We start from the raw sequence: 21,809 nt of genomic DNA on the forward strand, positions 1-21,809 counted from the left end.
AGATAAATAATTTTAAGGTGGCCTGTTATGATAAAAAAAGCTTTAATATGTTTTATAATATTATTTATATTAATTGTTCCAGGGAAAGAGGGAATTGAGGCTTCAACTATTGCAAATCTTGGATTTGTGGAAACTGATGTAATTTTGTTTCCTGATGGAGAAGCTCTTGTGTCTTATACCATACGCTATAATTTAGTAGAGGATAAAACCATGTTGGCATTTACTATGGGGGGATTTGATAAAATCACACCTGTTTTTGATATGGAAAGTGCATGGGTTATAACTGATGAAAACATATCTTACGATATTGATATAATTAATCTTGGTGGTGGCGATTATGATATTATAAATGCCGATTCAAGAAGACTTGGAGGTGAATATCTCACATACAAGTTTCAATTTATGGCAGATATGGCTGAGGCAGGTTATCTGGAAAAAACCACATCTGAGGATGGACGTGATTTAATGGTGTTTAATTGGGCACCTACCGAATGGGATGAGTCTATGGAGCACTATACTGTAAGGATAAACTATCCCTTAGAGTTTTCAGAAAGATCTGGTACAAGAGAAGAAGTGGAAGAATTTTTACTAGAACACCATTTTGCAACAGAGGAATGGATGAATGAAGAATATCTTATCGATTATAGAGTTGAAATGATAGATGAAACTCCTTGGGTTCAAGTGCAACTTCATAAGGATAATCTCCAATCAAGATATTCTTTTCGCATTCAACAGTACATTACAGAAGAAATCTTTACTGATATTGATGATAAACCTACAGAAGGTTATGAAGGTTCGACAAAAGGTGAACAGGAGCCTTGGGGAGAAGAGGGAAGAACAGAAGATGTAAGTGATGCTGAAGATAAGTCTTCTGCTAGGCGTGGATTGTTAGTTGCTATGGGGATTTTGTTTGCAGGTACTATTTTAGCTGTTGGTAAAAAGCATAGATCTATGGTAAAGGCTCAGGCAACTTTAGATCAGGTGCAATGGGCAAGAGATGACTGGGAGCCACCAAAGCTTGAAATAGCTTCATTTCGTAAAGATGGTACCATTGCGGATCAGCTCAACGCTGTGGAGGCTGCACTTTTAATTGGTATTCCATATAAAAAGATTCTATCGGCAATTTTGTCAAAGCTTGTAGAATTAGAATTTGTTGAAGAGGTTTCTAAAGATCCTTTAAGAGTACGTAGAATAGGCCATTTAGACACATCAGCTCTTAATGAATATGAAATGATGATGTATGAAGCGGCAAGAGATGGAGAATTTAGTGAAAAGGAAATAGAGGAAATATTACAAAAGCTAGTGGATAATGTCAAGGAGAAAACATGGGATTGTGATGTGGAAGCTACTCGTAAGTATTACAATGACAAAATTGCCCAAGCTAGAGGAAGTGAAGATGCAGAAGAGGATGAAAAGTCTCAAAAAGATAGAACAGGCTACCATAGGAGAAGATATGGAAACAACTGGCCGTATTGGTACTATTACTATGGAGGATATAATCGTCGCAGATATAGTAATAATTTTGATAAATATGAGACATCTATGCCGGTAAATCCAGATAACTTGTCATTTAATACAATGTTGGACTCGAAGACAGGTGCATTTGCATGTCATTCAGCCTGTCATGATGCATGCCACTCAGCGTGTCATTCAGCGTGTCACTCAGCCTGTCACTCGGCGTGCCACTCAGCCTGTCATTCAGCGTGCCATTCGGCTTGCGTAAGTGGAGGTGCTAGGTGAAGAAACATAAGCTATCATGGGTTGATGAATTTTTAAATAGAATAAAGCCATATGTTTATATGCGCCTTAGTGATAATGTTTTGATTAGAATGCCAAATGAAGCCTTTAAGCTTAACACAACTGGAGCGAGGGTTATTGCTCATGTTTTAGAAGGGGGATCAGTTTTAGATTTTATTAAAATCAGGTCTGATTCACCGGAAATTGAGAAGCAATTAGAGAGGTTTTTTGTAGACTTTTTGCGTATGTGGAATGATGAAGTTTGTGAAAATTACAGCACAGAAGCAATTAGAAGAGTTGAATTTAATCTTGGATATATTAAGATGCCTGTTTTATCAGAAGTAGCACTTACCTATAGTTGTAATATAAAGTGCCGCTTTTGTTATGCAGGCTGTACTGAAAATAAAAAGACCGGCCTTGATTTTGAAGGTTTCAAAAAAGTTTTGGATATTATTCGTTATGAGGCAGAGGTGCCCAGTGTATCCTTTACAGGGGGAGAGCCTCTTCTTTGCAAGGAACTTCCTAAGCTTATCAAATATGCTTCTAAAAAAAATAAGATGAGAGTTAATCTTATTACAAATGGAACGTTGATTACTTTGCGAAAAGCTAAAGAGCTTGTGCGTTCTGGACTTTCATCGGCACAGGTAAGTATTGAATCTGCAAATTCTTTAGAACACGATAGAATTACTGGGGTTTCTGGAGCACATGCTGGTTCCATTGCAGGGTTTAAAGCTCTTAAGGAAGCAGGTGCAGTTGTGCATCCACATATGACAATCTGCAGTTTAAATCAAAATAATTTAATGAAATATCCTTATTTTTGTAAAGATATTGGGGCAGATAGGTTTTCTGCTAATTTGGTCATTCCAGCAGGCAGGGGAAATGATGAAGAATTGAAAGTAAGCTACAGTAAGATAGGTAAGTTGGTTGCAGATTTAAAGAGAGAAGCAGCGATAGCAGGGGTTAAATTTATGTGGTACTCTCCAACTCCTATATGTTTGTTTAACCCTTTGGCAGCAGGATTAGGAAACAGGGGGTGTAGTGCCTGTGAAGGACTTCTTTCAATTGATCCTAAAGGAAATGTATTGCCCTGCTCAAGCTGGCCAGAACCTATGGGAAATCTCCTTGAAGAAGGTTTTAAATCTGTGTGGTTTAATAAAAGGTCTAAGTGGATACGAAAAAAAGAAGCTGCTCCCAAAGAGTGTAAAAGTTGCAAACATTTTGCTGCATGTCAGGGGGCGTGTCCTCTGTATTTTAAAGTACATGGTTGTGGTGAACTCCATGATATATGGAAATCTTTAGAGTTATGCAAAGAAAGGAGTACTGTATGAATAACTGGATTCGTTTACCTGGTTTTCCGCCTCCGGAAAAGCAAGATAGTGTACGTTTTTATGTACTAAAGAGTATTACCTATTCCACTAGAATGCTTTTGTATTTGATGTTTATGTCAGTTGGCTTTGCCATTCAGATTATAATGATGAATGCATGGCCTGGAGCGGTGTTTTTAATTTGTGCTACTTTACTAAATTTGGTACAGGGTTATGATAGTCGGGCTCGTCTTAAGGCATTTGATGTGGACAGCAACTGGACAGGGGTAGATATGGATCGTATTCATGAAGTGGAAAAGCTAGATGACAGAATAACAAGATGGAACATGGATGCCTTAGATATCAGCAATGGTCTTGGAATATTTAGCTTAATACTTGTGGGTATAGGAGTATATTTTTTATCTGGATTTTTGAGAACATATATAGGTTATCAAGAAGTGGGGACAATTTTTATAACCAATGTGATAATTCTAATATTACCTCTGTGGTTTAATGGAATCAAACGAGTTTTAAAGCAAGATAACTTGCGTGTCAAAATTGATATTGTTAAAAAGATGGAAGAACATTTTCAGAAGGTTAAGAAAGAAGGAGAAAATTTTAAGCCTGCATTAATGCTTGCTAGAAATGAAGAGGATAAGAGTATGCCTACTGATACTCGCTTTACTATTTCTTTTGATGATATGCCTTCTGACTTTTATGGGATTCAAGCACAGATTAATTTAAATGTAGTACAGGGAGCTAGTTATCCATATTTTTACTGCGTTATTCCTGCTAAAGTAGGTTATGGACTTGAAAAATATATTGATAAAATCCCTAAAGTGGGAAAAGTTATTGTGGAATTTCAAATTGATAAGCAGGCAGAGGTGATTGTTATTCGCCAGTATACGACAAAGACATCAGGTTATCATACAAAAATAAATTCATGTAAAAATATTCTTAATGTTACTTTAGAGGCAGCAAGAATAATTCTCAAACAAGACTGAGACAGGGAGTGAGACAGGGGGACGGTTCTCTTGTCTCAAAAAAATGAGACAAGAGAACCGTCCCCCTATCTTGATTGAAAGAAGGTTTTTTTAATGGTTAAAACAATAGTAATATACAAATCAAAATATGGAAGTACTGAAAAATATGCTAAGTGGATTGCAGAAGATGTTAAGGCAGACATTTTTAAAGCTTCAGAAGTAAATGTATCTAAGCTTTCAGAATATGATACCATTGTTTTTTGTGGAGGGTTATATGCAGGTGGCATCATTGGATTTTCTCTTATTAGGAAAAATTATGATAAGCTAAAAAATAAAAAAATTATTGTGGTTGCAGTGGGTGCTACATTAAGGAAGGAAAATGAAGTCGAAGGTGAAAAAAATAAAAACCTTACGCCTGAAATGAGAGATAGGGTACAGTTTTTTATATTACGTGGAGGGCTTAACTACAAAAAAATGGGATTGATAGATAGGTTTTTAATGTTCCTTTTGGTTAGTTCAATTAAATCTAAAAAACCAGAGCAACTGGATAATGATGCAAAAGGCATACTTGCCACTTATGGTAAAACAGTCGATTTTACAGATAAAAAAAGCATCCAACCTATTGTAGATGCAATTAAAAAGTGAGACAAGAGAACCGTCCCCTTGTCTCACTTTGAGAATTATTTTTTATCTAAAACATATTCGTGTCCAAATTCTTCAAATATTAAACCAACTACAATGTCATCTTCATCCTTTATAAATTCAATTTCAGCTTCATACTCTTCATAGAAAAATTCAGTTTCAGACATAGGGAATATTTCTAAATACAGATGGTCAGTCATTTGAGCATAAATTCCATCATCTTCAGTTGATATAGTTAATACAAGGTCGGATTCAAATTCATATTCTCCAACATATTCTTCATAAATTTCAGGGGCTACTTCTACAATTTCTCTTTCTTTAGGAGCACTAGACACTTTTACTGTATCTATAACTTCCCCTCCTTGTTTAAATTGAAGACCGACTATTTCTCCAGAATCATCCTTTTTAAAAGTAATATAGGCCTCTATTTCCTTATAGAAAAACTCAGTTTCAGACATAGGGAATATTTCAACTTCTACCTGACCTGGAAGTTGAGCATACAACTGATCTTCGCTTTCTGTAATAGTAATATTAGATTCTGAAATGTGCTGATAAAGACCAGTGTAGGATTGAAGTGTTTCAGAGTCAAGTTCTATTTCAGTAATTTCAGGTGGTAACTGATAAGGTTCTTTATTTAAGATTTTAAGTAAAACTTCAACTATGGAGTCGTAATCATAATTGTCATTGTTTATTGTAGCTATAATAGTCATATCTTTATCTACATATCTTGACATATAAGAAGTGAATCCGTGTATGTTTCCAGGGTGATATATTACATCTCCAAATTCTGTTTCGGTAAAAATAAACCATCCAAGGCCAAAACCACCTGAAAAGAAGTTGTCTTCTATGTGTACATCAAAAATCATATCAAGAGTTTCAGTTTTAACAAGCTTATCTGTTTTAAGAGCTGTTTCCCACTTATACAAATCTTCTACAGTTGAATATAGATAGCCGGAACCATAAGTGCTTTTTATAATGGCAGTATTGTCTTCAACAAGCTCTAAATCTAAAAATCCTAAATGACCTTCTGCTAAATTCAATTCATCATCAATTTCATAATAACTACCGGTATTATTCATTTCTAGAGGTTCAAAAATGTTTTGACTGAAATATTCGTCAAGGCTTAATTCACTTATCTCTTCAATAATACAACCTAATAAAACATACCCTGAATTGTTGTAGTCCCAGTTTGTACCTGGGTCAAAAACTGGAGGATAATTTTTAATAAGGTCAATAATAGTTTCTTTGTCTAAATCTTCAGGTTCGATTTCCAGCATACCAATCATATCAGTATAATTTACTATGCCTGAAGTGTGAGTTATAAGTTTTTGGATTGTAATATTATCAGCATAATCCATTTCAGGTATGTATTTTGAGATAGTGTCATCTAAATCTAAAAGTTCTTGTTCATAAAGCTGCATTATTGCCATTGCAGTGAAAGTTTTGGTTAAATCTCCAATAGCAAATTTTGTATCAGATGTAACTTTAGTTTCTTCTTCAATGTTAGCATAACCATAGCTTTCATTAAATAGTATTTCATCATCCTTTGCAATTAAAATAGAACCGTTAAAACCTTTATAGTTCTTCATTGCAGTTAGATATCTGTCAAAATGTTCTGATAAAGTCAATTCATCATCAAAAGGTGTTGATATTAATACTGTTCTTGTTTCAGCATCCCAGTCAACATCCATATTAAAAGTTTCACTGATGAATCTTAGTGGTACATAAGTTCTGTCTTCAAAAATTTGTGGTGCTGTGTCAAATTCTTTTTCAGTACCGTTAACTAAAGCAGTGCTTTCATCAATTGTCAGCAAAATGTCAGTAGAATCTTTAGTGATTGACACAGTTTTAGCGTCACCATCCCATTTTACATCAGCTCCTAAATTTTCAGCTATAAACCTTACTGGACAAAGTGTTCTAGAATCTTCGTTTATAAAAGGTTCGGCATCAGGGAAGTCTACAGTTTCTCCCTCAATCTTAACAATTATGTCTTGAGTTTCTGCAATTACTGAAAAACTCATAATTGACATAAACATTACAAATGTTACTAAAATAGAAGTTAATTTTTTTGTCATTTTTTACGCTCCTTTAAATCAATTATTTCTTCTATAGTAACACTGGGGAGGTGTAAAAAACAAGCTTTCATACTTACAAAAATAGTGTTAGTTTTTAACACTTACTTTAAAATTAAAAATAGTATACTTAGTTGTATAATGAAGGGAACAAAATTATAAATTTAACGTCAAATAAGTAAGAAAACAAATTTAAGCGAGGAGTTGATATTATGAAAAAAGGTATATGCGTAATGATATGTGTCTTTATGCTTAGTATTTTAGTGACAGGGTGCGAGATTGAAGATATTATAAGTAATGAGAGTTTTGATCAAAATCAAATTACTACAGATGTTGTAGATAGCAATTCTGATTTTGCTTTCGACATATTTAAAAAACTTAATGAGGATGATAGTGAAGAGAATGTTTTTATTTCTCCTCTTAGCATTTCAACGGCTCTTTCTATGACTATGCAAGGTGCAGGTTCTACTACTTTAGAAGGCATGAAAGAGGCGCTTAAATACGATGGAAAAGATATTAAAGATATAAACGAAACTTATAAAAATTTACTGCTATATTTAAACCATGTGGACAAGAAGATAGATCTTGATATTAACAATTCCATATGGATAAGAGAAGGGGAAGATATAAAAGAGAATTTTCAAAAAATAAATAAAGATATTTTTAATGCATATATTACTCAGTTGGATTTTTCAAAAGACGATGCCGCAGATAAGATAAATGGATGGATTGCTGATTCTACAAATGACAAAATAAAAAAGATGATAGATCCACCTATTGATCCTAATATAGTAATGTATCTTATAAATGCTATATATTTCAAAGGAGAGTGGGCAAATCAATTTGAAAAAGATGATACATTTAATGCAGAATTTAATACAGGATTTGGCACTAAAAAAGAGATTGATATGATGAGTAAAAAAAGCGAGGTAGAATATGGTCAAAGAGATGATTATCAGGCAGTGAGACTTCCATATGGAAATGGCAATACATCAATGTACTGTATCCTTCCGTCTGAAAATATTTCAATTAATGAATTTATACAGGATTTAAATAAAGATAAATGGAAAGACATAAGAGAAAGTATTTCTAAAAAAGAAGATGTTATTGTTAATATTCCAAGATTTAAGATGGAATATGGTATAAAGAATTTAAATGACACATTGATTTCGATGGGAATGGAAGAGGCTTTTTCAGGTGGTGCTGATTTTTCAGGAATGAGAGAGGGGCTTTTCATAGATGAAGTGCTTCATAAGGCGGTTATTGAAGTTAATGAAGAGGGAAGCGAAGCAGCAGGAGCTACTGTAGTTGTAATGAGAGAATCAGCAATGGCAGAGCCAATTTCTTTTATTGCTGACAGACCTTTTGTATTTTTAATTACTGATGATACAACAGGAACAATACTTTTTATGGGTAAGTTATATAATCCTTAAGGAATGTCTTAGAAATAATTTTACAATAAATATTGATAAACAAAAAGCAGAGGTTCTTTTGATATACCAAAAGGGTCTCTGCTAATTTATGTGAATATAAATATGGAAGAAACATTTAATTTATGCACCCTTGATTCATTTTGTAATTGCAGCTCTGTTTAACATATGCTACAATATGTATTATTGTGTTGAAACAATGACAAAAATTAATCTAGATGGGCTGAATATTTGTGTTTTTTCACCAATATTTATAGTTAAAGTCCAAAAAGGGGGAAAAGGAATGAATACTAAACGTTGGATAGCAGTGGGAGTATTTTGTGGACTATTATTTATTCAGTTATTGTCAAGCTTTATGACCACGGATGATGGAATTTCAGGTGTAGATTTTCCTGATTGGTCTACTGAACTTTATAGTAGAGGTACAAGAGGAAACATAGCTCTTCTTGACATTGATGGGATTATACAAGGGGGCGGTGGTTCATCTTTTCTTTATGATGAATCATACAGGCATGAATCTTTTTTAGATCAATTAGAACATGCCTTTACCAGCAGTAATATTGATGGTGTTGTGTTACAGGTAAATTCTCCAGGTGGAGGAATTTATGAAAGTGACGAAATTTATAATAAGATAATAAGCCTAAAAGAAGAGAATGACAAGCCATTTGTTGTATATATGAAACAATTAGCTGCTTCAGGGGGATATTATGTTTCGGCTCCAGCAGATAAAATTTATGCAAATAGAAATACTATAACTGGTTCAATTGGAGTGGCAATGGGAGGTATTAATTATAAAGAACTGCTAGATAATATAGGAGTTAAAGACAACATATTTACCAGTGGTGACAATAAAACTATATTGTCGCCTTCTCATGAAATGACAGATGAACAGGCTAAAATTGTACAGTCTATGGTAGATGAAATGTATGAACAATTTTTGGATGTGGTAATGTCAGGCAGGGACATTGGTAAATCTACTCTTAAGAGTATAGCAGATGGAAGGGTTTATACTGCAAGACAGGCTAAGGAAGTTGGTTTAATAGATGAAATAGGTTCTTTAGATGATGCCATTGAGAAGGTTTCTGATATTGCAGAGTTGGAGAATCCTTCGGTATTAAGATACAAGTATGATGATTTGGGTTTTTTAAGTGGGTTTGGTGTAAAGATTTCAGATGCAATTTTTTCAAAGAATTTGCATAATGTAAAAGAAATTGAGAAGATGTTTGATATAAGGTCTGCGTTGCCAATGTATTTATGGGAACAATAAAGGGGGATATCTATGAATAATTATAGAGCTGCTGGATTTTGGGTAAGGTTTTGGGCATATATTTTAGACATTATATCCATATCTGTTTTAAGTTCTGTTGCTATATCAATTATAGTTATGCTTTTTGGATTACCTGAGCAATATTTGGGCTGGATGAAAATTAGTTTTTTTACGGTTGGTGTAATTGGATTTGTGTACTTTACAATTATGACTCGTTTTTGGGGACAGACAATTGGAAAAATGATTTGTGGAATTATGGTTATACGAGATGGTGGAAAAGATTTAGACTGGACAACTGCCTTGGTGAGAGAAGTGGCAGGAAGAACAATTTCACAATTCTTTGGAAGCCATATAGGTTATTTGATTATTCCATTTGTTAAAAAGAAACGTTCCTGTCATGATTTACTCTGCGATACTTATGTTGTTCACGTTAAGGAGTTGGAATCAAACAGATGGATATATTTCAATTCAAAAATTGATAAAAATGTAATCAATGAGTTTGAAATTGAACACAAGAAAGAAAAAACTGGCGTAAAAAATGAAGATATAGCTGACAATTCAAAAACTGATGTGAGTCAAAAAGAGGATATAACATCTGAAGACAGCAAGTTATAAAAGATATAAAAAGGTGAATTCGGCTAGTTTTAGCTAAACGAGTTCACCTTTTATATAAAGGTAAAGTTTCCACAAATAAAATAGTGATTTTTATAGTTATCTATTATATAATGTTGTTAAGATATTATTTTAAAATAGTTTTTTGACAGAGCTATTACTTTAGAATGAAGGTTTTAAGCTTAAGAGATGTATTTTGGGAGGAATTAAAATGAGAATGAGAATTAATGTGTTGATTGCTTTTTTTGTGAGTTTAGTGGTTGGGGGAATTATTTTTTCGATTTTAGGTCGAAGCTTTTCTGTCTATTTAGGAATTTCTTTGGTTTTTTCAGGTATTCTTCTTGCTTTGTTTATATTCTACAAGAAGATTTCATTTATAAATAAATTGCCAGCCCAAATAACTTTGATAGTGTTATCTGCGGTTGTATATCTGGTAATGACTTTTGGTATTGTGATATTTGCTATAAACTATCCACCAAAAGAAGATTATGTTGAAAAAATGGAGCTTATTACTATAACTAAAGAGCATCATAGAAATGGTGAAGAGCTATTTGAATTATTAACGGAATTTAATGAGGTGTTTCATTCATTAAATGTTGAAGTTTCAGAAGATGAATTGGATGAATATGCTATTGGGTTTTTGGAAGATACTGATGATGAGCGAAACAGTATTTCAAACTTTTTAAAATCTAATGATATTGCAATTTCTACCAGACCGCGCATAGAGCTTGAAGACAGCTCATTTTCCCAACAGGAAAATGAGGCATTTGTAGATGCAGTAATTAATTTTATTGAACTTGAATTGGTAGAAGTAAAGATTTTACAAAATGAAGGACAAGGTCGTGATGCAGCTAATAAGTACATTGACTTGTGGAAAACTGTAGATGCTATTCTTTCAATAAAGAACACTAATTATAATTATTCACTATTATACAGTTATATAATACAACAGATGGGGAGTTATTATTATAACAATCAAGCAGAGCTTAATGAATATAATTTTGCACGAATTAGTAATATAACTGAAAATATAATAGAAAAACTTGATAATACTTACAAGAATATGGTGGTGGCAGATTATTATATTCTTAAAGCTAATAAAGCTGAAGTTTCTGAAACTTTAAATTGGCCGTTTTTTGATAAAAATAGAACTTTGAAAAAGTATCATAGCTTTTTTTATTCAATGATTGAGAAAATTGATAGACCTTACGACGAGACTATAACCTATGAAGAGCCTATTGAAGATGTAGGTGTTTTCACCAGAAATCCAATGGGGGAAATCCAATATGCAGAGGAAATACAAATGTTTGAGGCTGTCTTATTTGATGAAATTATAAGTAATTATACAAACAGAAAGACAGAATTAGGTGTGTACATGTATGCAATAAATTATAAAAGAAATCCTGAAAACATTCCTAAAGACTATAAAACTGGTGGAGAAGTTCAAATAAGAGAGTATGATGATGTTATAGAAGTTTTCACAGGTGGAGCAGATTCAAGAGAGAGGAAATTTGAGATATTAAAATAAGAATAAGGTAAAGTAAAAGCTACCTTGAATTCAAGGTAGCTTTTGTTTTTTAAGTTAATTTATCATTTTCTTCACATTCTCTTGGAGCTAATTGTTTATAACACAAATACCAATCCATACATTTAAGATCCTTTTGACATTTTAACCTTTCTAAAAGCTCATTATAAGTTTTAGGGGGAGGTACTATTACAGGTTGAGACGGACACCAGTTAGCAGGTGTTACAACTTTTTCTTCGTCAGATGTTTGAATAGCGTGAACAAGTCTTAATATTTCAGGTATGTTTCTGCCATTAGTCATAGGATAGTTAAGAATTGCCCTAATTATTTGTTTGTCATCAATTATGTACACAGTTCTTACAGTTTCTGTAGTGCTTACTTCAGGAAAAATCATTCCGTATAGCTTTGAAATTGATCCATCTCTGTCAGCGATAATAGGGAATGTGATGTGAATTCCTGTATTAATATAAATGTTATAGGCCCATGCAAGATGGGAGGGGTTGCTGTCAATACTCAAGCCTAAAAGCTGTACATTTCTTTGAGCAAAACAGGGAGCAAGTTGTGAAAAAGCTATAAATTCTGTTGTGCACACTGGAGTGAAGTCACCTGGGTGAGAAAAGAAAACCACCCATTTTCCTTTAAGGCAGGAAAAATCCAAAGTTCCAAAAGTAGTTTCAGCTGTAAAATCTGGAGCCTTCATTCCTATAGACAGACAATTAATTTTCTCTATACAAGTATGTTCCAATAAAATCACCTACTTATAAAAAAATAACTATGTTCCAGTATATGCAGTTAAAATTATAGTGGTGACATTGGTATACATAAAAATAAACAGCATATAATTATATCCGTACATTAAAAATTTGAGGAAATGAAATATTTTAAAGGTAGTTGTCATAGGTATTTCCCTTTATAGAATTTTTATACATATATTAAAATCAAATATATTTAGTATACATAAAGCGGGCACGGGCAATTAAAAAACAAACAGGTTTATCCACAGATAAAACAAGCCTATATGAGTTATTCACAAAACTGTCCACATTATCCACAGGATTTATGTGCACAAAACAGGTGTTTTGTGAGAAAAGTGTGGGAAATGTTGTGGAAAACTTTTTTGAGATAAACAATGCTTATAATGTTGAATATTTAGCATTAGTTAAAGTTATTTTACTGCAAAAAAAAATAAAAGATGCATTATAAAAAAATATGGTACTAATTTTTGAAGGAATTATTTGTTTAATGTAGAATTAATATAGTATATAATATTTTTCAAAAATATTTCCGGTTACAGAAATGTTAAATTTATATTTTAACGTTTCACAGGGAATATTTTGGGTAAGAATATTATAGAAATATAAAGACAAGCATTTTAGTATTTAAAATGCTTGTTATTGACAGAAAGGGGTTGTGGACATATATGAAATTCATTGTTAGTGGAAAGAACATTGAGGTAACACCAGCATTAAAGGAGATGGCAATTAAAAAAGTAGGTAAACTGGACAAATTTTTTCAAGAAGATGCAGAAGTAAACATTACAATGAGCGTTGAAAAGAACAGACATATCGTTGAAGTAACTATTCCTTTTAAAGGTGGAGTTTTAAGGGCAGAAGAAGAAAATCATGATATGTACGCATCAATAGATAAAGTAGTCAACAGCTTAGAGAGGCAGATTAGAAGAAATAAAACAAAGATTGAAAAGAAATTCCATGAAGGAGGCTTACGGGTAGAAAACTTCAAGTTTGAAGAAGATGATGATGTAGATGAAGAGCATGAGTTTGGAATTGTCAGAACCAAGAAATTTGCAATAAAGCCTATGACAGTAGAAGAGGCTATTCTACAGATGAATTTGTTAGGTCACCAGTTTTTTATGTTTTCAAATGCAGATACACAGGAATCTAATGTAGTTTATAGAAGAAAGGATGGAAATTACGGTTTAATTGAACCGGAGTTTTAAGTTTTTAATAAATTATTTGTAATTTGATTTGTTTTCTACTATAATAAAAATGCCGAAACTTTTTTAAGTTTCGGCATTTAAATTGTTTTTATTAAGAATTATGGAGAGGTAGAATCATGGATTTATTAGAGGGTTTAAATAAAGAGCAAAAAAAAGCTGTCCTACATGTGGATGGACCGTTGCTTATATTAGCTGGTGCAGGAAGTGGAAAGACCAGGGTTTTGACCCATCGAATTGCTTATTTGATTGGTGAAATAAATGTACATCCTGCAAGTATTCTTGCTATTACATTTACAAATAAGGCAGCTAAAGAAATGAGAGAAAGAATAGATGGACTTGTAGGTCAATTTAGTGACAGTATATGGGTTAGCACATTTCACTCAATGTGTGTCAGAATATTGAGAAGAGATATTGAAAAAATTTATTATGATAATAATTTTGTTATATTTGACTATTCAGATCAACAAAACGTTGTTAAAGAATGTCTTAAAGAATTGAATTTAAACGACAAAAATTTTCCACCAAAGTCCATGCTTTCAGAAATAGGCAGGGCAAAGGATGAATTGATTGCACCTGAAATATTCACAAAAATGTATGAGTCAGATTTTAGAATGAGCAAAATTGCAAGCATATACGAACTATACCAAAAAAAGTTAAAAAACAATAATGCACTTGACTTTGACGACATAATAATGCTTACAATTAGATTGTTTGTAGAGAATCCACAGATTTTAGAATACTATCAAAGAAAGTTTAAATATATATTGGTAGATGAGTATCAGGATACAAATACAGCGCAGTATTCGCTGGTAAGTATGTTGGCACAAAAAAATAAAAACCTTTGTGTTGTAGGGGATGACGACCAGTCAATATATGGTTGGAGAGGTGCGAATATTAGAAACATACTGGACTTTGAAAAAGAGTTTAAAGATACTAAAGTTATTAAGCTTGAGCAAAACTATCGTTCTACAAAAACAATACTTGAAGCTGCAAATAGTGTGATTAAAAATAACTGCGGAAGAAAGAATAAAAGTCTTTGGACTGATAATGATAAGGGAGATTGCATAAAGTTGTTTCAGTGCAATAATGAACATGAAGAAGCTTATTTTATTGCAAATGAAATAAAAAAAAGATTAAACAAAGAGGAAAATGTGAGATTAAGAGATTTTGCAGTGCTTTACAGGATAAATGCTATGTCCCGTGTTATAGAAGAAATACTTATGAAAGAGGGAATAACTTACAAAATATTTGGAGGCTTAAAGTTTTATGACAGAAAAGAAATAAAAGATATTATTGGATATTTAAGGGTTATTCAAAATCCTTCGGATAATATAAGTTTAAAAAGGATAATAAATGAACCTAAAAGAGGCATTGGAAACACAACTTTAAATACAGCAGAAAAACATGCTAATGTGGCTGGAGTGAGTATATTTTCTATTATTTCTGATGCGTCTAATATACCTGATTTATCAAGAGCAGCATCAAAACTTGAAGGATTTGCTTCAATGATAAATCTTTTAAGAACTCTTAAAAAAACTATGACAGCATCTGAGGTGATTGAAGAAGTTCTTGAGAGAACTGGTATAGTTAAAAAATATGAGGAAGAAAATACAATAGAATCACAAGGAAGGATAGAGAATATAAAAGAGCTTTTATCTGTTGCTTTAGAATTTGAAGCTCAAAATGAAGAAAAGGGATTAGAACAATTTTTAGAGCATGTTTCTTTGGTTACTGATATAGATAAAATGGATGAGGAAAGTGACTATGTGGTTTTGATGACTTTGCATAGTGCAAAAGGTCTTGAGTTTCCTGTGGTATTTATGGCAGGGCTAGAAGAAGGTGTTTTTCCTGGATTCAGGTCAATGGCAGATGAAAATGAACTTGAAGAAGAGAGAAGACTTTGTTATGTGGGAATTACCAGAGCAAAAGAAAGGCTGTATATGACAAATACATTTACAAGGACCTTATTTGGAAATACTACACATAATAGAGCATCTAGGTTTTTAAATGAAATTCCAGAGGAGCATATTAATAGTGGAGATGTGAAACCGAAAGAAAAAAAAGCTGCTGTTAAAAAACAGCCGTTTATAAACAGTTTTAATCCTAATATTAGTTTCAAGCCACAAAATATAAATCAGACAAACAAAAAAGCTGTTTCAGAATTTAGTAAAGGGGATAAGGTAGAGCACAAAAAATTTGGATTTGGAATTATAACATCTGTTGAAAAGGAAAAAGATGATTACAAGCTTGAGATACACTTTAAAGGTGCAGGGATGAAAAGGCTCATGGCTTCATTTTCGAATCTAGTTAAAATTAGTTAAAATTATAGATGTCTTAAATTGAACATTAGTTTTATCTAAACATTAAATCTTCAGGTGGAGAATCTACTTTACCTGAAGATTATAAAAAAACTCTATTTTATAATAAGAATTTATCTTAATATAAAATAGAGTTTTTTTAATTTGTATTATTTTCTCTATAAATTTTTTTTATGAATATACCGATTATAGTTATGAGGTAAAGAAAGTTATGTATTTATTATTAAACTTAAGTAATATCTATAAAAAAGTACTGGTGGGTGATTAATTTTATGAGTCTAAAAGCAAAAAGTGATAAATCTAAAATTATTAGCAGAACGAGAACGATAATTAATTTGCTTACGGGTTGTATTATTGTTATTTTGTTAATGGTATTATCAATTAATTATTTTACAGAGAGTTTGGAAAAATATGCAACTGTTCAAACGGTTTTATATGTGCTTGCGTTGTTTATATCAGGTTTTCTTTTATTTTTTATCAAAAGGTTTTTTAAAGGAATTGATTTAATAAACTATAATGCCTATTTACTGTCAAAGGGAAAGCTGAACATTAGTGATATATTGTTGAGTAAGGTAAAAGGTCTTGAAACATTATGTATAGCATTTAATGATATGAAAACTAATTTATTAACTTTTACAGAATTAACTAAAACCAATATTGTAGTAATTTCTGACGCAATAGACGAGGTAACAGAAAATATTGATAAGAGTCTAAAAGGTAATGAGCAAATTGCTGCCAATATGGGCGATTTAACAGAAAAGTCACAGGAACAATTAAAAAATGCAAAAGATACGTTAGATAGCATATATAATGTTGACGAGAGAGTTAGCTCAATTGAAAATAGCTTGTCTAATGTAGAAAAAATTGTAAAGTCCGTAGTAGGTTCCACAACTGAGGGTAATGAAAATTTAGATGAATATTATAATCAGATGGATGTTATTACAAACAATCTTAGTAGTACTTCAGAATTTGTTGAACGCTTAAACAATGAGTTAGAAGAAATTAATAATTTAGGTGAGTTAATAACTGAAATAGCAGAGCAGTTAAAAATGCTTGCATTAAATGCATCAATTGAATCTGCAAGAGCAGGAGAAAGTGGAGTTGGGTTTTCAGTTGTAGCTTCTGAAATGAATAAGCTTTCAGATGAAACAAGTAAAAGTATTAAAAAAATCAATATGCTTTTAAAAAATGTTTCAGATAGTAGTTTAGATGTCAAGGGTAGTATTGCAAATTGTATTGAAAATTATAACATGAGTAAAGATATATTTTCTCAAATAAAGGAATCGTTTCATACAATTAAAAGTAGTACAGATATATTAAGTGAAGATATAAATAAAGTATATTCTGAAGCAGGTGTCATATCAAACAGTACTCACGAAGTAAAAGAGAAGGGGCAGTATTTTTTAAATGCATCTGATAAAATTTCTTCAGCAAGTGAAGAAGTTGCAGCAGTAACACAGGAAGAAGTTGCAGGTTCAGAAACAGTTAACAACAACATTTTGTCACTAAAAGACATGCTTTATGAAATTGAAAAGTTGGTTAGAAGGTTTAAAACTTCTGTAACTCCAGTAGAAAAAGCAAGTACAAAAAAGCTTAAGATTGCTTTTTTAAGCCCACTAGATCATGAATTTTGGTTTGGGGTAAGGCAGGGGGCAATGTATGCTAAAAAGGAATTAAGCACAAAAAATGCAGATATTGAATATTTTGGATTTAGTGAAAACACGTGGGAAAACATTGTTGATGTTTTTAAAGAGTCTTTGGAAAAAGGAGTAGACGGAGTTGTAGTTCCTGGTTTAGGTGAAGAGATTGTGCCTTTAATAGAGGAGGCATCACAAAAAAATATACCTGTGATGACTTATAACTGTGATTTAGCTGTACATTCAAAGAGGACGGCATACTTTGGACCTGATATAGGTGAAGCAGGAACTTTGGCTGCTGATTTTATGTTAAAAGCCTTAAATGGAAGAGGGAATGTAGCAATTTTAAGAGGAGCTGATATATTTGTTTACAGTACAAGGAGACAAAAAATAAAAGAACGTTTAAAAAGCAAAAGAAGAATAAAAATAGTTGCAGATATTGAAGGCGGTCATGATGACGTTAAGGTATGCAATTTAGTTAAAGATTTATTAAGCCAAAATTCAAATATTCATGGTATATTTGTTGCTGGACTCGGAGTAAAAGGAGCAGCAAAAGCTATAAAAGAGTTAAACATGGTTGGAAAAGTAAAAATTGTATGCTTTGATTTTGACAAAGAAATTTTTGAGTTAATAAAAGAGGGAATAATATATGCGGCTATTGGTCAGGATCCTTTCGGGCAGGGACATGATCCTATTGTATATCTTTATAATTATTTAGTAACAAATGAAAAACCTGAAAGTGAAGTGATTTGGACAAGAACAGATGTAGTAGATAAAAACAATGTTGACGATTTGATATAAAATTTAATTGAAGTTTTAGATTGTCAAAAGATTCCATCTTATATAAGGTGGAGTCTTTTAATGTTCCTTATATATTTTCATTCACTTAAATAATATTCACCCGCATAATTAGAAGTTGTAGCTGGTGTGTAGATTTAGATAAATGAGTTTAGTAATTGCCATATTTAATAACTGCATATTTAATTGTTGAGTAGCTTACCTCATCAGGAAGTGCTTCTTTTAGTGGCTTTAATTTTTGGATTCCATAATTTTTTATAGCTTCTATCACCTCGGGTATAAATTTAAGTTGTACAAAGTTTTGAGAATCAACATCAAAGCCCATTTTTACACAGTCGAGCAAATGATTTTCTATAGTTCGTGGGGTTAAGTTTCTAATTTGAGATATTTCATCTATAGAATGTCCCTTTTTGTGCAATTCATAAGTAACCTTGCGGGTATCTTTGGTTATAGAAATTGGCTTTGAAGGAGAAGTTGAGATAGTGGATTTGTGAATATTGTTTTCACTAACATAAGATTTTATAACAGGTAAAAAGTCATCTGCATATTTTTCTAACTTGATTTCTCCAACACCAGAAATTTCTAAAAAATCCTTCCGAGTTATTGGATATTTTCTGCACATATCAGTAAGTGTGGCATCAGAGAATACCATGTATGGAGGAATATTTTGCTTTTGTGATATAGTTCGTCTTATAGAGTGCAATACTTCAAAAAGCTTTAAATCTGTTTTAGAATTTTGTGCAGTGGCTTTATGCTTTTGAAGTACTCTTTTTATAAAGAGAGTTTCTTTGCCTTTTAAAATATTATAAGCAGTGGAATTAAGTTTTAGTACAGGGTATTTATCGCCTTCAAGTATGAGGTGTTTTTCGGCTACCAGAAAAGATATTATTTCCTTAATGCTTTCTTTTGAATGGTCTTTCATTATTCCATAGGTTGACAAGGTGTTAAAGCCCGTTGTTCTTATCTTTTGAGTGTTTGCTCCTCTTAGTACATCTGCTACAAGACCACTTCCAAAGCTTTCATTCATGCGCTTAATACATGACATGATTTTTTGAGACTCAATTGTTATGTCAGTCTTTTCTATATCATTATTGCAGTTGCTACAATTCTCACATTCATCTTTATTATTTTTCTGTCCAAAATACTTTAAAATGTAATTTCTAATGCAGTTGTCTGTATTGCAATAGTTTATAATATCATTAAGTTTTTTATAATCTTCAGTTTTATCTGACATATCACCAGACTTTTCAATTAGAAATTTATTGGTGACAATATCTGATGCACCATAAAGAAGTATACAATCAGAAGAAGAGCCGTCTCTGCCAGCACGTCCTGCTTCCTGATAATAACTTTCCATATTTTTAGGCATATTATAGTGAATTACAAAACGTATATCAGGTTTATCAATTCCCATTCCAAAAGCATTAGTTGCAATCATTATTTCTTTTCTATCGTAAATAAAATCTTCCTGATTTAGAGTCCTCTCTTTTTCAGACAGTCCAGCGTGGTACTTTGTACAATTAACCCCCTCATTTTCTAAGTTTTTAGAAATCAATTCAACAGTTTTTCTTGTAGAGCAGTATATAACACCAGACTTGTTGGTATTACTTTCAATATAGTTTAATAAAAAATCATATTTATTTTTAGGTCTATTTACTTCAAGATATAAATTTTTTCTATCAAATGAGGTTGTAAGCAAAAAAGGATTGGATAAATTTAAAAGTTTTATTATATCCTTCTTCACCTTAGGTGTTGCTGTTGCAGTGAAAGCTGCTAAAACTGGTCGAGAAGGCAAAAATCCCACCATGTTTGAAATTTTAGTATAGCTTGGTCTAAAATCGTGCCCCCACTGAGATACACAGTGAGCTTCATCAACGGCAATCAAAGAGATCGGAACAGTCTTAAGTATTTTAAAAAAACCTTCTGTTTCGAGTCTCTCAGGAGCTACATAAATCAATTTATATAAGCCTTTTTGTGCATTCTCTATAACCTTTTTGACAGCAGAATAGCTAAGAGAGCTATTTATATAAGCTGCTTTTATGCCTGTTTGACAGAGTGAATCTACCTGATCTTTCATTAAGGAAATTAACGGGGATATCACAAGTGTTATACCATCGAAAATCATGGCAGGAATTTGGTAACAGATAGATTTACCAGCTCCAGTAGGCATAATTCCAAGGACATCCTGTTTATTTAAAATAGGCTCTATCAACTCTTTTTGACCTTTTTTGAATGTTTCATAGCCAAAATACTGATTTAGCAATATTTGTATATTATCACCATGCATTTCAACCTCACACCTAAATTGTTTAATACAAATATTATAAAGGAAAAACTGAATAAATCCAAATGGATATTTAAAAAAGTACATTTAATAATGTATGTTCGAAAATCTTCTAGAAATTAAAGCTCTGCAATTTAGAACCTGTAGATAGTCCTTGAGAAACACAACTTTTTCAATAGAAATAGTATGTAAAGAGCTTATGATAATAGTATATTGCTAAAAAACTCTATGCCTTTATGAGCTAGAAATGATAGCAATATAAAAAACAGGGGCATTAAAAAAAGAATTTTTTCAGAAAAGTCAGGAAGTTTAAATTTCCTCATTACTTTAGGATTAAACATATTACATAAAAGTATTAAAAGTAGTGCAAGATAAGGGAACAAAGTGAAATTTTCATTAATGCCTGTTGGAAGATCTAAAATTACCTTTGTAGATGATATTAAAAAATAAGAAAGTAAAAAACTGGCCAACCACCAGGCCCATTTTTTTTGTTTCATTAACCCAATTCCTGTTATTATAGATGCACAAAGCAGTAAAAGAGCTATTGGTATTGTTCTAAAAAAGGCTTGATATAACTCATTGTATTGCTGCGGTATATCATATAGCATTAAAAAATAAGTAGTCGACATAGATAACAATGGAAATATCCCTACTATTATAAAAAACACAGACATAAATTTTAAAATCAAAGGTTTTTCTTCTTTCATGCCATTAATAGCATTATTTGGTTTTTCTTCAATAGTGCTATTTTTCTTAATAACTACAGTGTCAGTAATCATATCATGAAAGCTTTGCTTTTTTCGAGTAAATGCTGCCATTATATAACCTGCTAAAAAAATTGCTGCAGATATAAATTTACAGAGATATCTAGCTGTAGCCTTTAAAAAAGATATTTTTTTACCATTTATATCAACTACTTTTATTTTTAAAATTCTTTTTCCAATGGTACCTTGATGAGAAGAGCTTTCATATAGAGAAAAATATAACCAGTTCAAGATAAAACATGCAATGTGAAAGTCCAGTATAATCAAAAACAAATTAGGAATAACTAGTATTACTGAATCTATTATTGATGCGATGAATCTTATCCAAAAGCCTGAATAAATTTTCATACTTTACCTCCAAATTCATATTGAATACTGGTACATTATACACAATTTAATGACGTAGCACAAGTGTAACCTAAAGCCGAGGTATATTTTTCTCCATATTTTATCTTATTCAAGCTGACCCTAATTTTTGC

General features: G+C 31.9%; 15 protein-coding genes. 11 read left to right on the top strand and 4 right to left on the bottom strand.

Features of this window, described 5'->3' with window-relative positions; genetic code table 11:
* The first annotated feature begins 27 nt into the window (after positions 1-27).
* The 4 genes from RBH29_RS09150 (at position 28) to RBH29_RS09165 (ending at position 4,669) form a co-directional block, all read left to right on the top strand.
* Positions 28-1,740 (top strand): hypothetical protein, encoded by a 1,713-nt coding sequence (locus tag RBH29_RS09150; RefSeq protein ID WP_306696504.1) that lies wholly within the window; start codon positions 28-30, stop codon positions 1,738-1,740.
* Entirely contained in the window at positions 1,737-3,065 is a 1,329-nt protein-coding gene (locus tag RBH29_RS09155; RefSeq protein ID WP_306696505.1) for a radical SAM/SPASM domain-containing protein, read from the top strand. Before RBH29_RS09150 ends, RBH29_RS09155 begins: the two co-directional genes overlap by 4 nt.
* On the top strand, positions 3,062-4,045 hold the full coding sequence (locus RBH29_RS09160) for a hypothetical protein (RefSeq protein ID WP_306696506.1): 984 nt from the start codon (positions 3,062-3,064) through the stop codon (positions 4,043-4,045). The genes RBH29_RS09155 and RBH29_RS09160 overlap by 4 nt, the downstream gene beginning before the upstream one ends.
* A gap of 93 nt (positions 4,046-4,138) precedes the next feature.
* Complete coding sequence (locus tag RBH29_RS09165) at positions 4,139-4,669, top strand: flavodoxin domain-containing protein (RefSeq protein WP_306696507.1); 531 nt, start codon at positions 4,139-4,141, stop codon at positions 4,667-4,669.
* Positions 4,670-4,704: 35 nt separating this feature from the next.
* On the opposite strand, the gene RBH29_RS09170 is transcribed toward RBH29_RS09165, so the two are convergent.
* Complete coding sequence (locus RBH29_RS09170; RefSeq protein ID WP_306696508.1) at positions 4,705-6,741, bottom strand: serine hydrolase; 2,037 nt, start codon at positions 6,739-6,741, stop codon at positions 4,705-4,707.
* 209 nt (positions 6,742-6,950) lie between these two features.
* Between RBH29_RS09170 and RBH29_RS09175 the strand changes: the two genes are divergently transcribed.
* The 4 genes from RBH29_RS09175 (at position 6,951) to RBH29_RS09190 (ending at position 11,575) form a co-directional block, all read left to right on the top strand.
* A complete protein-coding gene (locus tag RBH29_RS09175) occupies positions 6,951-8,171 on the top strand; it encodes a serpin family protein (RefSeq protein ID WP_306696509.1) in 1,221 nt (406 codons plus the stop codon).
* 280 nt (positions 8,172-8,451) lie between these two features.
* Positions 8,452-9,435, top strand: a complete 984-nt coding sequence (gene sppA, locus RBH29_RS09180) for a signal peptide peptidase SppA (protein WP_306696510.1) — start codon at positions 8,452-8,454, stop codon at positions 9,433-9,435.
* Between the two features lie 12 nt (positions 9,436-9,447).
* Complete coding sequence (locus RBH29_RS09185; RefSeq protein ID WP_306696511.1) at positions 9,448-10,050, top strand: RDD family protein; 603 nt, start codon at positions 9,448-9,450, stop codon at positions 10,048-10,050.
* Positions 10,051-10,258: 208 nt separating this feature from the next.
* On the top strand, positions 10,259-11,575 hold the full coding sequence (locus RBH29_RS09190) for a DUF4149 domain-containing protein (RefSeq protein WP_306696512.1): 1,317 nt from the start codon (positions 10,259-10,261) through the stop codon (positions 11,573-11,575).
* A gap of 49 nt (positions 11,576-11,624) precedes the next feature.
* Here the strand turns inward: RBH29_RS09190 and RBH29_RS09195 are convergent, their stop codons facing one another.
* Positions 11,625-12,317: a peroxiredoxin gene (locus RBH29_RS09195; RefSeq protein ID WP_306696513.1), complete on the bottom strand. Its 693-nt coding sequence runs from the start codon at positions 12,315-12,317 to the stop codon at positions 11,625-11,627.
* Between the two features lie 675 nt (positions 12,318-12,992).
* Here RBH29_RS09195 and hpf point away from each other — a divergent pair.
* The 3 genes from hpf to RBH29_RS09210 all read left to right on the top strand — a co-directional run bounded on the left by hpf (position 12,993) and on the right by RBH29_RS09210 (position 18,285).
* Positions 12,993-13,529 (top strand): ribosome hibernation-promoting factor, HPF/YfiA family, encoded by a 537-nt coding sequence (gene hpf, locus RBH29_RS09200; RefSeq protein ID WP_306696514.1) that lies wholly within the window; start codon positions 12,993-12,995, stop codon positions 13,527-13,529.
* 116 nt (positions 13,530-13,645) lie between these two features.
* Positions 13,646-15,850: a DNA helicase PcrA gene (gene pcrA, locus RBH29_RS09205; RefSeq protein WP_306696515.1), complete on the top strand. Its 2,205-nt coding sequence runs from the start codon at positions 13,646-13,648 to the stop codon at positions 15,848-15,850.
* Positions 15,851-16,119: 269 nt separating this feature from the next.
* Positions 16,120-18,285 carry a substrate-binding domain-containing protein gene (locus RBH29_RS09210; RefSeq protein ID WP_306696516.1) on the top strand — a complete coding sequence of 722 codons (2,166 nt, stop codon included), beginning with the start codon at positions 16,120-16,122 and terminating at the stop codon, positions 18,283-18,285.
* A gap of 148 nt (positions 18,286-18,433) precedes the next feature.
* Here the strand turns inward: RBH29_RS09210 and recQ are convergent, their stop codons facing one another.
* Together recQ and RBH29_RS09220 are read right to left on the bottom strand one after the other, a co-directional pair.
* Positions 18,434-20,569, bottom strand: a complete 2,136-nt coding sequence (recQ, locus tag RBH29_RS09215) for a DNA helicase RecQ (RefSeq protein ID WP_306696517.1) — start codon at positions 20,567-20,569, stop codon at positions 18,434-18,436.
* A gap of 194 nt (positions 20,570-20,763) precedes the next feature.
* Positions 20,764-21,678, bottom strand: coding sequence for an RDD family protein (locus RBH29_RS09220; RefSeq protein ID WP_306696518.1), 915 nt, complete (start codon positions 21,676-21,678; stop codon positions 20,764-20,766).
* Positions 21,679-21,809 lie beyond the last annotated feature (131 nt).

Source organism: Herbivorax alkaliphila (assembly GCF_030848475.1).
Lineage (GTDB): Bacteria > Bacillota > Clostridia > Acetivibrionales > Acetivibrionaceae > Herbivorax.